The organism is Variovorax soli NBRC 106424 (assembly GCF_001591385.1).
In the GTDB taxonomy this organism is placed as follows: Bacteria; Pseudomonadota; Gammaproteobacteria; order Burkholderiales; family Burkholderiaceae_C; genus Variovorax; species Variovorax soli.
In genome coordinates this window covers 17,897-32,887 of the sequence record NZ_BCUU01000004.1, presented here as the reverse complement: position 1 = coordinate 32,887, position 14,991 = coordinate 17,897, and the positions used below count along the sequence as shown (strand labels likewise).

Below are 14,991 nucleotides of genomic sequence, written 5' to 3'. Positions count from 1 at the left end.
TGGGCGGGGGCGGGCGGCGAGCTTCACCGCACCAGCATGTACTTGCCGGGCTGCGCCGGGTTCGGCACGAACCAGGCTGCCTTGCCGTTGGCATCGCGCCCCAGGCGCGCGCCCGGCACCGGTGGCTTGCTGCTGTCGAACACAGCTGCGTCGTTGCGTGCCAGGCGCGGCAGAAACTCCGCCTCCTGCAGCTCGGCGACCGACTCCTTGAAGGCCTGCTTGATCAGTGCGATGTCCTCGTGCGTATGCGCGGTGGTCATGAAGCAGGGGAAGTTGTCCAGGATGTGCACGCCGCGGCTGCGCATCATGGCGAACAGCAGGTCCTGCAGCGGATGGTCTTCCAGCCAGCTCACGCGCCACAGCGAGGCGAAGTAGCGGATCTCGATGGGCGCACCCACCTCGCGGCAGAAGGCCGTGAGCTCGTCGGCCATGGCCGCGGTGTGCAGGTTCAACTGCGTCTGCAGGGCTTCGCCGCTGGCCTTGAGGTGCTCCAGCGAGGCCTTGCAGGCCGCCAGCGCCAGCGGATGCCGCACGAAGGTGCCGGCGAAGTAGGTCACGCCCACGGTGGGCACCGAGTCGTCGCCGTACTGCCAGGCGCCGCCATCCAGCGCGTCCATGTACTCGCGCTTGCCGGCGATCACGCCCACCGGGAAGCCGCCGCCGATCACCTTGCCGTAGCAGGCCAGGTCGGCGCGCACGTCGAAGATGGCCTGGATGCCGCGCAGGTGCGAGCGGAAGCCCGTGATCACCTCGTCGAAGATCAGGCAGGTGCCGGACTTCTCGGTGATGGCGCGCACCTCGCGCACCCACTCGCGCGGCTGGAAGTCGGGGCGGCGGCTTTGCACCACCTCGACCAGCACGGCCGCCAGGTCGTCGGCGTTGTCACGGATGAACTGCAGCGATTCGGGCGTGCCGTACTCCAGCACGCGCACGTCGCCGAACATGCCGCTCATGATGCCGGGCGCCGCCGGCATGCCCTTGGCATTGCGCCCCGCGCGCACCAGCACCTCGTCGAAGGTGCCGTGATAGGAGCCGGTGAACAGCACCACCGTGTTGCGGCCGGTGACGGTGCGGGCGATGCGCACGGCCGCCATCACCGATTCCGAGCCGGTGTTGCACAGGGCGGCGCGGTCGAAGCCGGTGAGCTCGCAGATCAGCCGCGTGACCTCGGCCGCCAGCGGGTGCTGCGGGCCGATCTCATAGCCCAGGTCGAGCTGCCGGCGCACCGCCTCCTGCACGAAGTCCGGCTGCCAGCCGAACAGGTTCATGCCGAAGCCGTTGAGCACGTCGACGTACTCGTTGCCGTCCAGGTCCCACATGTGCGAACCCTTGGTGCGCTCCATCACGATCTGGTAGGTGATCTCCTTGGTGATGGGCCGGAAGCCGTTGACCACGCGCGGGTCGGCCATGTGCGGGCGGTTGGCGGCGGTGAACTCCTTGCTCTTGCGCGTGCGCTCCGTGTAGCGGCGCGTGAAGGCGGCCAGCCGCGCCTTCTGCCGCTCGCTGATGTCCTTGTTCTGCGTGTGGATGCGGGCGATCGCGCCGAAGGCCTTCTTCACGTCGTACTTGACGGGGCCCTGGCCTTCCTCCGCCGCGGCTGGCGTCGCTTGCGGCGTGGCAGCAGCAGGTGCGGGCTGCGCGCTGGGCTGTGCGGCAGGCTGCGCCGCCTGCACGGCGGGAACGGCTGCCTGCGCCACGGCCATGCCGCCGCCCGAGAGCAAGGCCAGCTGCTGCTGCATGAGCTGCATCTGCTGCGCGATCACCTGCTGCACCAGCGTGCCTTCGGCTGCGGGCATGGCCGCGAAGGTGGCCATGGGCGCGGCAGCTGCAACGGCCGGCGCCGGCACCGGCACCTGCACGGCTGCCGCCGGAGCGGCCGGCTGCACCACGGGTGCGGCGCTGGCCGGGTCGGGCGGCGTGTTGTCGTCGACGAAGGCGGCCAGCGCGTCGAAGCTGCGATAGCTTTCCATCAACTGGCGGAAGCTGAGGTTGACCTTGAAGTTCTTCTTCACCTGCAGCGCAGCCTGCGTCAGCGTGAGCGAGTCCAGGCCCATTTCGACGAAGGGCGTGCCGCCTTCGGCGTCGCCCAGCTCGATGCCCGAGATGTCTTCGAACAGGGTGCGTAGGCGTTGGGCGAGGGCGGGGCGGCGGTCGGTCGAAACGGCGGCAGTCATGGATGGCTCCGGGATGGCGGGGGTCGGTGGGGTCGCGCTGATTGCGGCGGTTGGGAATGCCATCGCCGCGGTTGCGGCGGCAACGGCGGGCGGCTCGCTGGTGGAGGCGGTGGGGGCGATGTCCACCCAGAAGCGCTTGCGCTCGAAGGGATAGGTGGGCAGGCGCACGCGGTGCTTGGTGGCGCGCGCATCCAGCGCGGCCAGGTCGATCTCGGCGCCCAGGGTCCAGAGGCGCCCGGCGGCCAGGCGCAAGGCGCGCTCTTCTTCCTCGGGTTTGTCGGCGAGCACGGCAACGGCATTGGCCGGCTGCGCCTTCGAGCCGTGCTGGCGCACCAGCGTGGCCAGCGTGTTGCGCGGGCCGAGTTCGATGAACAGCGGGTTGGCGAGCGCACTCAGGATCTCGCGCACGGCGGGCGAAAAGCGCACGGTTTCGCGCAGGTGGCGCGCCCAGTAGTGCGGGTCGGTGGCTTCCTGCGGCGTGAGCAGTCGGCCGGTGAGCGTGGAATACACCGGGCGCTGCGGCGCCTTCAGTTCCACCTCGCGCACCAGCGCCTCGAACGGTGCCATGGCGGGTTCCATCATGGCGGAGTGGAAGGCATGCGAGGTCTGCAGCGTCCGGGCCACCACGCCGTCGGCCTCCAGCGCAGCGCGCAGCCGCTCGATCTCTTCCGCGGGGCCGGCAGCGACGCAGGCGCCGGGGCCGTTCTCGGCGGCCAGCGAGACGGTGGCCGGCAGGCGCGGCAGCAGCTGGTCGGCCGGCAGACGCACCGACAGCATGATCCCGGCCGGCTGCGCCTGCATCAGCGCGCCGCGCTGTGCCACCAGGCGCGCCGCATCGCGCAGGCTCATCACGCCGGCCAGCACCGCGGCGGCGAATTCGCCGATGCTGTGGCCCACCAGCGCGGCCGGCTGCACGCCCAGCGACAGCAGGTGCATGCCCAGCACGTATTCGAGCGTGAAGGTCGCAGGCTGGGTGACGGAAGTTGGCGCCAGGGCCGCGGGGTCGGGCGAGAACATGCGCTCGCGCAGGTCGAAGGGCAGCAGCCCCTCGAAGCTTTGCAGGCACTCATCGAACGCCGCACGGTGTGCGCGGCCACTGGCATAAAGGGCCTGTCCCATGCCGGCGTACTGCGCGCCCTGGCCGGGGAACATGAAGACGGGTTGCGGCACGCGCGATCCGATGGCGCCACTGGCGCGTGCCGGCGAATCGCTGCTGCGCAGCGCCTGCACCGCGTCGGCCACCGTGCCGGCCACCACGCAGGCGCGCTGCGCGAAGGGCGTTCGGCCCACGCGCAGGGTGTGGGCCACGTCGGCCAGCGAGAGGGCCGGAGTCGCCTCGAGGTGGCTGGCAAGCCGCTCGCAGGCCGCTGCCAGCGCGGCGGGCGTGCGTGCGGAAAGCTGCAGCAGCTGCGGGCCTTCGCCCGCGTCGGAAGGCGCGCGCAGCGGTGCTTCTTCGACGATCACATGCGCATTGGTGCCGCCCACGCCGAAGGCGCTCACGCCCGCGCGGCGCGGCTGCCCGGCGCTGCGCGGCCAGCGCGCCAGGCGGTCATGCACGCGGAAGGGCGTGGCATCGAAGTCGATGGCCGGGTTGGGCGACTCGTAGTGCAGCGAAGGCGGCAGCTGCTCGGTGTGCAGCGACAGCGCCGTTTTGATCAGGCCGGTGGCGCCGGCCGCCATCACCGTGTGGCCCACGTTGCTCTTGGCCGAACCGATGCGGCAGAAGCCCGTGTCCTGCGTGTGATGCCGATAGGCCTGCGTCAGCGCCTCGACCTCCACCGGATCGCCCATGGGCGTGGCGGTGCCGTGCGTTTCGACATAGCCGATGCTGCGCGCATCCACCTTCGCGTCGGCCAGTGCCGCCTCGACCACGCGCACCTGGCCGTCCACGCTGGGCGCGGTGAAGCTGGCCTTGCTGCCGCCGTCGTTGTTGGCCGCGCTGCCGCGCAGCACGGCATACACCGGGTCGCCGTCGGCCAGCGCGTCGGACAGGCGCTTGAGCAGCACCACGGCCGCGCCGTCGCTGAACACGGTGCCGCGCGCCTTCGCGTCGAAGCTGCGCGTGCGCCCGTCGGGCGAGAGCATCGAGCCTTCCTGGTAGAGGTAGCCGCTGCGCGGCGGGCAGGTGACGGCCACGCCGCCGGCCAGCGCCATGCTGCATTCGCCGCCGCGCAGCGCGCGCATGGCCTGGTGCACCGCCACCAGCGAGGTGGAGCAGGCGGTGTGGATGCTCACCGCCGGCCCGCGCAGGTTCAGGCGGTGCGCCACGCGGGTGGTGATGTAGTCCTTCTCGTTGCCCAGCATCACCTGGAAGGCACCTACCGCGTCGACCAGGTCGGGCCGGGTGGCGAGGTGGCGCTGGAAGTAGGTGGCGTTGTACATGCCGGCGTACACGCCCACCGGCTGCTCGCAGCGGTCGGGCGCATAGCCGCCGCGCTCCAGGCATTCCCAGCAGATCTCGAGGAACAGGCGCTGCTGCGGATCCATCAGCTCCGCTTCCTTCGGGTTGATGCCGAAGAAGGCGGCGTCGAAGTACTCCACGCCGTCGATCACGCCGCGCGCCTTCACGTAGTCGGGGTCGGCGCGCAGCGCGGCGCTCACGCCGGCATCCAGCGTGCTGTCGTCGAACACGGTGATGCCGTCGCGGCCGGCCAGCAGCATGTCCCAGAAGCCTTCCACATCCGCCGCGCCGGGGAAGCGGCCGGCCATGGCGATCAGGGCAATGGGTTCCGTGCCGCCTGGGGCAGGCGCGGCGGCCGCAGGTGCGGATGCAGCTTGCGGCTTTGCAGATGCGGCGCCAGCGGCATCCAGGGCCTGCGCCAGCGCGGCCGGCGTGGGCTGGCGGAAGAACAGGTTGGACGACAGGCGCGTGGCGCTGTCCTTCTGCAAATCGGCCAGCACGCGCTGCACGCGCAGCGAATCGCCGCCCAGCTCGAAGAAGTTGTCCAGCCGGCCGATGGGCTCGAGCCCGAGGGCGCGCGCGAAGGCGGCGCACACGCGCGCCTCCGTGGCATTGCGCGCCTCCTCGAAGGCCTGGGCCAGGTCGGGGCGCGTGCGCGCCGGTTCCGGCAGGGCGCGGCGGTCCAGCTTGCCGTTGTTCGTGACGGGCAGCTGCGCCAGCCACACCATGGCCGCAGGCAGGAAGGGCTCGGGCAGCCGCGCCGCCAGGTGCTCGCGCAGCACGCGCCACGGCACCGCTTCCTGCTGCGCCACCAGGTAGGCGACCAGGCGCAGTTCGCCAGCGCCGTCGGGCCTGGCGATCACCGCGGCCGAGCGCACGGCGGGGTGCGCCATCAGGCAGGTCTCGATTTCGCCCAGCTCGATGCGGTGGCCGCGGATCTTGACCTGGTCGTCCATGCGACCCAGGTAGTCCACCGCGCCGTCCGGCAGCCAGCGTGCGAGGTCGCCGGTGCGATAGAGGCGCTCGCCCGGCGCGCCGAACGGGTCGGCGATGAAGCGTTCGCGGTCCAGCTCGGGCCGGTGCAGGTAGCCGCTGGCCAGGCCGTGGCCGCCGATGCACAGCTCGCCGGCCATGCCTTCCGGCAGCAGCGCCTGCGTGGGTCCGAGGATGCGCAGCACCGTGGCATTGATCGGGCGGCCGATCGGCACCGAATGGGCATCCGCCGGCAACTCGCGCGGCACCGGGTAGGTGGCGGCGAATGTGGTGCACTCGGTCGGGCCGTAGCCGTTGATGATCTGCGTGCCGGGCAGCGCGGCCATCGCGCGGCGCACATGCGGCACCGACAGGGCCTCGCCGCCGGCCAGCAACTGTTCCAGGCCGTGCAGGTGCAGCGGGTCGTCGTCGACCACCGCGTTGAACAAGGCCGCGGTGAGCCAGGCCGTGCGCACCTGGTGCGTGGCGATCGTGCGGGCCAGGCCCGGTCCGGTGGGCACTTTCTCGTCGTGCACCACGCAGCATCCGCCGTTCAGCAGCGGGCCCCAGATTTCCAGCGTGGCGGCATCGAAGCCCAGCGGCGCGGCATGCAGCACGCGGTCGCCGGGCTGCAGCTGCACGAAGTTGGGCGCGATCACCAGGCGCAGGATCGAGCGATGGCAGATCTCGATTCCCTTGGGCTGCCCGGTCGAGCCCGAGGTGTACATGACGTAGGCCGGCGCATTCGTGTCGACCTGCGGCAGGGCGGCGGCTGCTTCGCCGGCATGTTGCTGCAGCAGCTGCTCGACGACGAGCGTGCGGACTTCGGCCGGCACCCCGAGGTCTTCTTCCTGCTGTGCAGAAACCAGCAGGCAGCGGATGCCCGCATCGCGCAGCATGAAGGCGATGCGTTCGGCCGGATAGTCCGGCTGGATCGGCACGTAGCAGGCGCCGGCCTGCAGCACGCCGAGCATGGCGGCCAGGGCCGGCGACGAGCGTTCCATCAGCAGGCCGACTCGTTCGCCGGGACGGACGCCTTCGGCAACAAGGCCTGCGGCCACCCGCCGGGCGTACCGGTCCAGGTCCGCATGGCGCCAGTGCGTGGCGCCATCGATCACGGCGGTGGCGCCGGGGTCCTGCGCCACTCGGCGCGCGAACACGCCGTGGACGGTGAGGGCGGCATCGAGCGCCGGCAGCGGCGCGTTGAATTGTTCGAATTGGCGCTGGCGGTCGGCTGCAGCCAGTGTCGGGATGGTCGACAGCGCCGCCTCGGGGCTGGCATGCATGGCCCGAGCGACCTCGTCGATGGCGGCCAGCCAGCGGGTGGCCAGGCCGGTGTCCAGACGGCCCTGCAGATCGCTCAGCCACAACTGACCGTTGCCGGACGAAAGCCCCAGGCAGGTGGAACCCGGTGCGGACGGGCCGCCGGCCGCCTGCCAGCACGGGGTGGTTGGATCAGCGCGGTCAGCCGCCGCCTGCAACTGGCGCCTTGCCGCATCGACCTGGGCGGCCCAGGCGCGGGCAGGCATGCCGGGCTCGGGCGAGAGCTTCGCCGCCATCACGGACTGTCCGTCCGCGCCGCGTTCGAACCACGTGACAAGCCATTGGCCGAGCCAGGCGCTTTGCAGCCAGGCCCAGGCCGCGGCATGCCAGCCGTCGGCCAGCCAGCCGCCGGCTGTGGCCGAATCCGTCAGCGCCTGAAGTCCTGCCGCAGGATGCTGGTGAAGGGCCGGCACGGCATGCGCCGAGGCAGCCGGCGCCAGGTCCCAGACGGTGGAGGAGCCGGTGTCCGTCGTCATGGCCGCGCCCCTTCCCCGACAGGGGGCCGGTTGCAGCCATCGCATCGCTCGGCGCAGGAAATGTTCGGGCGAACCGACCCGGCACGTGCAAAACGTGCGTTCCAGCCCTCAAACGTGCAACTCATGATCGACCCCTTCGTCAACCGCAGGCATGAAACACCATGTATCCGAGCTCTCCCCCAGCACATGCATGCGGCTGCTCGAATCGTGCCTGCCGGTGTCCCCCGCCGCTATTGGTCGAACGTGCTGCCCAAATGGCATAGGTTTGACTTACACGGGGCGGAAATTCGATCGGTTACAAAAATGCACCGTTCGCTGATTCCAGCAACCAATTGTGCCAATTCCGACCCAATATGAATACAAAAATCTAACAATCGATCTTTGATTGTTACAAGAAAGTATTGCTTTTGGTGGGTTGCGGTTTCGAGGCGTTTGGACCTTATTCGGTCAGCGACCGCACCAGCCGCTCGACCTCGGCATCGGAGATGGGCGTGACGGGCATCTTCGCGACATCGTGCAGGTGCCGCACCAGCGCCTGTGCCCACAGCACGTTCCAGACCAATCCGGCGTGGTCGTCGCTCAGCAAGGCGTGGCTGGGCTCGTCGCCCATCGTGTTCGTGACGCGAAGGGTGGGGCCGATGGCCACGGTTTTGTAGGCCGGCCGACCCTGGGCATCGCGCGATCCCCACATTCTGTGGAACCAGGCACGGTCGTCGAAGAAGCTGGCATTCGGGTCTTGCGCGACGATCGCGCGCAGGCCAGCGTCGAAGGCGTCGAACATGAGCGCGATGTTGCCGATCTCGCGCGCCGACTGCCAATGGTCGAGATTGCCCGGGTCGTTCGATTCATCGAAGCTGCCGACCAGCACGATGTGTGTTTGCGGGTGGTTGCTGCGGATCATTGCCACGGACTCGCGAAAGCGCGCCATGCAGCTTTGCACACGTGCCTGCACGGCGGGCGCGCCGGGCGTGGCGACCTGGATGTCCATGAGGGGAATCAGATTCGCCAATCCGATCCGTATCACCACCACGCCGCGCTGCCACCGCTTCGGGTCTTCGTCCATCATCTTCACGAGCCGCGGAATCTGGCGTCTGCGCGTGACCAGCAATTGCTCGCAGTCCGCGCCGTTGTTGGCGAAGTTGTAGCGGAAGTCTTCCTTGCGCGGCGCGCGTGTGATGGGCATGCCCAGGATGTCCATCCACCGCAGGCGCGGGTTGGACACGCCGGAGACTTCCCAGGGTCCTTGGTCGATCTGCCCTCCGCGCAGCCGGTCGATGACCTCACCCCACTGCAGGGTGCGCTCTCGGTAGGCGCCGCCTCGGTGTTCCGGGGCATGGGAGAGACGGTCCTGGTAGGACAGGCTGTTGGAGTCGCCGATGGCTGCCAGCGAGATTCTCTCGGCGGGCGGGCCGTTGGAGGGCGACGGAAGCGGCGTTGAACCCAGCGCGTGCACGGGTGCCAGCGTCAGGGCCAGGCAGGCCAGGGCGCAGAGACGACGTCGCCCGAACGTCTTGCAGAAATTGTTGAAGCGGTCATTGAATCTCGGCATGAAAGCTTTCGTGGCTCGATCACGAAGCCTGTGGCATGTTCGTGACGCAGCTTTGTACCGCTTCGGACCGCGTCCGCGGAATCTGCCACATGGCCGGGCCCGGCAGGGTGCCAGCTAGGCGGCCGCGGCTTCGTCCAGGGCGCCGTCGTCCAGGTGGCTGTCGTCGGCCCAGCCCACCAAAGTGAGTCCTTGCCCGGTCCACAGCATCCTGTTGATGTGGGCGTTGCCCAGCAGCCAGGTGCGCGGTGCCTGCAGTTCCTGGCCGGTGGCGGCGCGGTAGAGCAGGTCCATCACGCCGCCGTGCGCCACCAGCACCAGCAGTTCGCCGGGGTGCCGACCCGCCAGGTGCGCCACCGCCGCCGTGACGCGGGCGCGAAACTGCAGCAGGCTTTCGCCGCCGCCGGCCGGAGCGAATTCGGGGTCGCGCCGGCGCCAGCGCTCGGCCTGCTCGGGCAGCTCGCGCTCGATGTCGAGGAAGGTGCGGCCTTCGAAATGGCCGAAGGCCCGCTCGCGCAGGCGGGGTTCGGGCTGGACGGCGAGATGGTGGCGCTGCGCAATGGCCTGCGCCGTCTGCCAGGCGCGCGCCAGGTCGCTGGAATAGACGGCGGCCACGGGCTCGTCCGCCAGCGCATCGGCCACCCGCTGGGCCTGCCACAGGCCGCGGTCGTTCAGTTCGATGTCCAGGTGGCCCTGCAGGCGGGTGTCGACGTTCCAGGCGGTTTCGCCATGGCGCACGGCAATGATCCGGGTGGCATCCATCCTGGTGGCGGGCCGCTTTACGCTTCAGGGCGTGGCCTTGGCCGGCGCGGCGGGCACGGCGGCGGGCGCCGCCTGGGCCGTCTCGGTGGTCTTGGGCGGAATGACCACGTCGACCCGGCGCAGGCCGGCCGGCGGATTGGGGTAGCCCTGCATCGCCGCCTGGAACATGGCGGCGAACACCGGCCCGTTGGCGTTGTAGGGCCCGTCGTTGCTGGCGCGCGTTTCGTACACCACCTGGTTGCCGGGCAGCTCGCGCAGCACCACGCTCACCTCGCGCAGGTACCAGGGGTTGTAGTAGGCGCTGTAGGGCGGCCCGTACCAGCCGCCGCCATACCAGCCGCGGTAGCCGTAGGGCCCGTAAGGCCGGCCGTACGGCCCCCAGCCGGGCCCCCAGCCCGGTCCCCAGCCCATTGGATAGACCCACGGGTCGGCCCACGGCGAGACCTGGACCGACACCCGCGCGTTGATCGATGCCGCATAGCGCGGCGCCGCGTCGTCGCGGGTGAGGCCCACGCGCGCCATGGCCATCTCGGCCATGGCTTCGAGTTCGAGCTGGTTGGCCTCCTGCGCCTGCTGCGAGGGCAGGCGCTCGAAGCGGTAGGTGGCCGGCGCCGTGGCACCCGGCGGGCGCGAAAAGCTGGTGACGTTGCTGTCCACCGTCCAGCTGGTGGCGCAGCCCGAGAGGGCGGCCGCCAGGGCCAGCGGCCAGAAGAAACCGATGAAGAGACTGCGCTTGCTCATGTGGACTCCCAAGGCGGGCGCCGCGCCATGTGATCGATCAGCCCTGCGGCACGATGCGCATGGCCTGCGCCGGCGCCGGAAACTGCGGCGGGTCGAAGGCCAGGTCGCCGTCGGCATCCGGCACGCCCGTGGCCTTCAGACCCTTGAAGTCGTGCAGCGTTCCGTCCAGCAGGTGCGAAGGTGTCACGTTCTGCAAGGCGTTGAACATGTTCTCCAGGCGGCCGGGGTGCTTGCGCTCCCATTCGCGCAGCATTTCGCCCACCTGCTTGCGCTGCAGGTTTTCCTGGCTGCCGCACAGCGTGCAGGGAATGATGGGAAATTCGCGGTGCTGGGCCCAGCGCACCAGGTCCTTTTCGGCCGTGTAGGCCAGCGGGCGGATGACGATGTGCCTGCCGTCGTCGCTCACCAGCTTGGGCGGCATGCTCTTGAGCTTGCCGGCGAAGAACATGTTGAGGAAGAAGGTCTGCAGCATGTCGTCGCGGTGGTGGCCCAGTGCGACCTTGGTGGCGCCCAGCTCGTCAGCCACGCGGTACAAGATGCCGCGGCGCAGCCGGCTGCACAGGCCGCAGGTGGTCTTGCCCTCGGGAATCACGCGCTTGACGATGGCGTAGGTGTCCTGCTCCTCGATGTGGAAGGGCACGCCCAGTTTGCTGAGGTAGGTGGGCAGCACCTCCTCCGGAAAGCCCGGCTGCTTCTGGTCGAGGTTGACCGCGACGATGTCGAAGTGGATGGGCGCGCGGGCGCGCAGCTTGAGCAGGATGTCCAGCAGGCCGTAGCTGTCCTTGCCGCCGGACACGCACACCATGACCTTGTCGCCCTCTTCGATCATGTTGTAGTCGACGATGGCCTGGCCCACCTGGCGGCACAGGCGCTTCTCGAGCTTGTGCGTTTCGCGCTCGATCTTCAGGGTCTTGGCAGGGGGGGCGGCCGCAGCGGGCGCTTCGTCGATCCAAACGGCACTCATGCCGCGATTTTATTCGGGCGCCCTTTCCTGGGCGGCGCCTCAGGGCTTGGCGCGGAACACCTCGACGCCCACCGCGTCGCAGTCCGGGTACACATCGGGCTTGGCCGTGGACACCCGCGCGGCCTGCACCTTCGGGTGCGCCAGCACCTGCGTCAGGATGTCGTCGCACAGCGTTTCCTGCAGGTGGATGTGGCCCTTGGACAGCCGCGCCGCCACGGTGCGGCGGATGAAGTCGTAGTCCACCACCTCGTCGAGCTCATCGGCCTTGGGCGTGGAAAGCGCCAGCGGCACGTACAGGTCGACATTGATGATCACGCGCTGCTCGGCACGTTTTTCGAATTCGTGCACGCCGATGTTGATCCACACCTCGTAGTCGCGCAGGAACACGCGTCGGCAGGTGGCAAGAAGGGGGTCGAGGGCGGCGTGGGTCATGGTGATGATGGGGAGGAAGCGGCGTTGCTGTTGTTGTCGGCCTGGAGCAGCTCGTCCACGACGAACATGATGTCGCGCGGCAGGGGCACCAGGTGCTGTCCGTTGTCCACGCTCAGCGTGGTGCCGGTGATGCTGCGCGTCTCGGCCAGGAACACGCAGCTCCTGGCCACGTCGGCCGGGTCGATGGGGCGGCGCAGCAGGTTGGCGCGCGAGGCGCGCAGGAAGTTGTCGCCCGTCTGCGGGCCGCTCTCGAACAGGATGCCCGGCGCCACGCCGCACACCCGCACGCCCGGGCCCAGGGCCTGGGCCTGCAGCGCCACGGCCCGCTCGAGGGCGAGCTTGGAGACGGTGTAGGAAAAATAGTCGGGGTTCAGGTTGTAGACCTTCTGGTCCAGGATGTGGATGGCGCAGCGGTCGGCCTGCTCGTCAGCACCGGCCTGCCGCGCCAGCAGGCGCGCGAAGGACAGCGGCGCGATCAGGTTCACGCCCAGCTGGCGCTGCGCGGCGTCCACGTCGAAGTCGAGGCCGGTGTCCGGCTCGAAGGCCGAGGCGTTGTTGACCACGCAGTCCAGCGGCGCCAGCGCCGTCACTTGTGCGATGAGCGCCTGGCGGCCCGCCTCCTGGGTGATGTCGGCCTCGACGGCCTGCACGTCCCAGCCCTGCGCGCGCAGCGTCTCGCTCAGCGTCAGCGCCTGCGCCTTGGAGGCGCGGTAGTGGCACCACACCGTCCAGCCGGCGCGCGCAAAGGCCTCGCAGATGGCGGCGCCCAGGCGCCGTCCGCCGCCTGTCACCAGCACCTGCCTGCGAATGGAATGCGTCACCTGGATAATTCCCGAACAATGAGTATTGAGCCCGGCGCCGAGCGCGCCAACCCCTTGGACCGGATTATCGACGCCGCGCTGCAGCGCGCCGGCGGCTGGCTGCCCTTCGACCGCTTCATGGCGCTGGCGCTGTATTCGCCGGGTCTGGGCTACTACGCCAACACCTTGGCCAAGTTCGGCCAGATGCCTTCATCGGGCAGCGATTTCGTCACCGCGCCCGAGTTGTCGCCGCTGTTCGGCCAGAGCCTGGCCGTGGCGGTGGAAGACGCGCTGGCACACACCGGCACGCGCGAGGTGTGGGAATTTGGCGCCGGCTCCGGCGCGCTGGCCACGCAGCTTCTCGAATCGCTGGGCGAGCGCATCGACCGCTACACCATCGTCGACCTCTCGGGCACCCTGCGCGAGCGGCAGCAGCAGGCGCTTGGCGCCTGGGGCGACAAGGTGCGCTGGCTGAGCGAGCTGCCCGAGGCCATGCAGGGCGTGGTGGTGGGCAACGAGGTGCTCGACGCCATGCCGGTGAAGCTGCTGGCACGCGTGGCCGGCCAGTGGTTCGAGCGCGGCGTGGTGCGGGGCCCTGACGGCGTGCTGCGCTATGCCGACCAGCCCACCGAACTGCGCCCGCCGGTGGAGATCCAGGGCGTGCACGACTACCTCACCGAGATCCACCCGCAGGCGCAGGCTTTTGTCGCCACGCTGGCGGACCGGCTCGAGCGCGGCGCCGCCTTCCTCATCGACTACGGCTTTCCCGAAGCCGAGTACTACCACCCGCAACGCCACATGGGCACCGTGATGTGCCACCAGGGCCACCGGTCCGACGGCAACCCGCTGGTGCAGGTGGGCGCCAAGGACATCACGGCCCATGTCGACTTCACCGGCGTGGCCCTGGCGGGCCAGGAGGCGGGCCTGGCTGTGCTGGGCTACTGCAACCAGGCGCGCTTTCTCATCAACTGCGGGCTGGTGGCCCGGCTGGAGCATGCGAGCGTGCAGCAGCGCGCCATGGCGGCGCGGCTCATCCACGAGCACGAGATGGGCGAGCTGTTCAAGGTGATCGGCTTCGTCGCGGGCGTGCAGCCCTGGGACAGCGTGGGCTTTCGCGAAGGCGACCGCACGCACACGCTGTAGGCGGGCCCGGAACCCGCTCAGTCTGTCGAAGGCTCGCTGGCGGCGCCCTCGCGGAGCATGGCCTCGATGCTGCTCGCGTCCAGTCCGGCCTGGGCCAGGACCTCCCGCGTCTGCTGGCCGCGGCGCGGAGGCGTTCGCAACTGGGTGGTGAGCATTTCCGTCGACTTGAAGCCGATGCCTGGCACCTTCGTCTGCAGCGTCTTGCCGGGCAGGTCGAGCGAAACGTCGGGCCACTCGTGCGCCACGCTGCGCACAGCTTCGATCGGCGGCAGGGCCGCGGACACCGGCACGCCGGCGGCATCGAGCAGCGCGACCCAATCGCCCACGCTCTTGCGCGAGAGTACCGAGCCCAGGATCTGCTGTGTACGCTCCACCTCGCCGGCCCGGGCTGCCTGTGCCAGGGCCGTTGCTTCCTCGGGCGCCGCGGCGGCTTGCGCCAAGGCGCGCAGCAGGGCCTCGCCCTGGTTGGCTGCGTTGCAGACAATGGCCAGATAGCCCTCGCCTGCAGGGAAGGTGCCCGAGAGCGGATTGCCGGAGAAGGCGGTCGATCGGCTGCGGGGCGGCTCGATGCCGCTGACCAGCGGCGCTGCAAAGGCCGGCGCCATCAGCGTCAGCGCCGCGCCCATCATCGACACCTGAACCCACTCGCCGCGGGCGCGGGACTCGCCCGCTTCGGCTGCGCGGCTGCGCCGCAGCAGCGCGGCCAGCACCGCCATCGCGGCCTGCTGCCCCACCGCATAGTCCACCAGCGGAAAGCCGATGCGCTGCGGCCGGCCATCGGCGTCGGCATTGGCCGCCATCAGTCCGCTGGCCGCTTGCACGACGTGGTCGTAGGCCCGCTTGTCCGAGTTCTGGCCGAAACCGGTGACGGAACAGACCACCAGCTTTGGATGGCGCTCGATCAGCCGGGCCGGATCGAATCCGAGCTTGGCCAGCTTGCCGGGCCGGAAGTTCTCCAAGAGGACATCGGCCCTGGCAATCAGCGCTTCCATGGCCTGGCGCGAGCGGGCGTCGCGCATGTCCAGCGCAATGCTGCGCTTGCCCGCATTCTGGGCAATGAAGGCTTCGCCCAGGCCCAGGCGGGCCAGCGCGGGGTCTGCGGCCTTGGCACGAATCATGTCGTCGCCATCGGCCCGTTCCACACGGATCACGTCGGCGCCCAGCAGGCCCAACTGGTAGCCCACGAAGGGGCCGGCCAGCACATGTGTCCAGTCGATGACGGTCAGGCCCGCCAGCGGTCCGCGGTCGGCTTGCACG

General features: G+C 69.8%; 9 protein-coding genes. 1 reads left to right on the top strand and 8 read right to left on the bottom strand.

What is annotated here, in order from left to right; genetic code table 11:
• Nucleotides 1-23 precede the first annotated feature (23 nt).
• The 7 genes from VSO01S_RS02280 to VSO01S_RS02250 form a co-directional block, all read right to left on the bottom strand.
• Nucleotides 24-7,346, bottom strand: coding sequence for a type I polyketide synthase (locus VSO01S_RS02280; RefSeq protein ID WP_068640179.1), 7,323 nt, complete (start codon nt 7,344-7,346; stop codon nt 24-26).
• A gap of 439 nt (nt 7,347-7,785) precedes the next feature.
• On the bottom strand, nt 7,786-8,895 hold the full coding sequence (locus VSO01S_RS02275) for a hypothetical protein (RefSeq protein ID WP_068640178.1): 1,110 nt from the start codon (nt 8,893-8,895) through the stop codon (nt 7,786-7,788).
• Between the two features lie 114 nt (nt 8,896-9,009).
• Complete coding sequence (locus VSO01S_RS02270; protein WP_068640177.1) at nt 9,010-9,654, bottom strand: histidine phosphatase family protein; 645 nt, start codon at nt 9,652-9,654, stop codon at nt 9,010-9,012.
• A 24-nt stretch (nt 9,655-9,678) separates the two neighbouring features.
• Nucleotides 9,679-10,395: a DUF4136 domain-containing protein gene (locus tag VSO01S_RS02265; protein ID WP_068640176.1), complete on the bottom strand. Its 717-nt coding sequence runs from the start codon at nt 10,393-10,395 to the stop codon at nt 9,679-9,681.
• A gap of 37 nt (nt 10,396-10,432) precedes the next feature.
• Complete coding sequence (gene ttcA, locus VSO01S_RS02260; protein ID WP_068640175.1) at nt 10,433-11,359, bottom strand: tRNA 2-thiocytidine(32) synthetase TtcA; 927 nt, start codon at nt 11,357-11,359, stop codon at nt 10,433-10,435.
• A gap of 39 nt (nt 11,360-11,398) precedes the next feature.
• Entirely contained in the window at nt 11,399-11,791 is a 393-nt protein-coding gene (locus VSO01S_RS02255) for a dihydroneopterin aldolase (protein ID WP_068640174.1), read from the bottom strand.
• Nucleotides 11,788-12,612 carry an SDR family oxidoreductase gene (locus VSO01S_RS02250; protein WP_068640173.1) on the bottom strand — a complete coding sequence of 275 codons (825 nt, stop codon included), beginning with the start codon at nt 12,610-12,612 and terminating at the stop codon, nt 11,788-11,790. Before VSO01S_RS02250 ends, VSO01S_RS02255 begins: the two co-directional genes overlap by 4 nt.
• An 18-nt stretch (nt 12,613-12,630) precedes the next feature.
• Here VSO01S_RS02250 and VSO01S_RS02245 point away from each other — a divergent pair, with 18 nt between their 5' ends.
• Nucleotides 12,631-13,734, top strand: coding sequence for a class I SAM-dependent methyltransferase (locus VSO01S_RS02245; protein WP_068640172.1), 1,104 nt, complete (start codon nt 12,631-12,633; stop codon nt 13,732-13,734).
• 17 nt (nt 13,735-13,751) lie between these two features.
• Here the strand turns inward: VSO01S_RS02245 and VSO01S_RS02240 are convergent, their stop codons facing one another.
• Nucleotides 13,752-14,990 (bottom strand): CaiB/BaiF CoA transferase family protein, encoded by a 1,239-nt coding sequence (locus VSO01S_RS02240; RefSeq protein WP_068640171.1) that lies wholly within the window; start codon nt 14,988-14,990, stop codon nt 13,752-13,754.
• Nucleotide 14,991: the final 1 nt, after the last annotated feature.

Coding starts and splice junctions, on each gene's coding strand:
- VSO01S_RS02280 (WP_068640179.1), bottom strand. CDS start 7,346: ATGACGACGGACACCGGCTCCTCCACCGTCTGGGACCTGGCGCCGGCT.
- VSO01S_RS02270 (WP_068640177.1), bottom strand. CDS start 9,654: ATGGATGCCACCCGGATCATTGCCGTGCGCCATGGCGAAACCGCCTGG.
- VSO01S_RS02255 (WP_068640174.1), bottom strand. CDS start 11,791: ATGACCCACGCCGCCCTCGACCCCCTTCTTGCCACCTGCCGACGCGTG.
- VSO01S_RS02265 (WP_068640176.1), bottom strand. CDS start 10,395: ATGAGCAAGCGCAGTCTCTTCATCGGTTTCTTCTGGCCGCTGGCCCTG.
- ttcA (WP_068640175.1), bottom strand. CDS start 11,359: ATGAGTGCCGTTTGGATCGACGAAGCGCCCGCTGCGGCCGCCCCCCCT.
- VSO01S_RS02275 (WP_068640178.1), bottom strand. CDS start 8,895: ATGCCGAGATTCAATGACCGCTTCAACAATTTCTGCAAGACGTTCGGG.
- VSO01S_RS02245 (WP_068640172.1), top strand. CDS start 12,631: ATGAGTATTGAGCCCGGCGCCGAGCGCGCCAACCCCTTGGACCGGATT.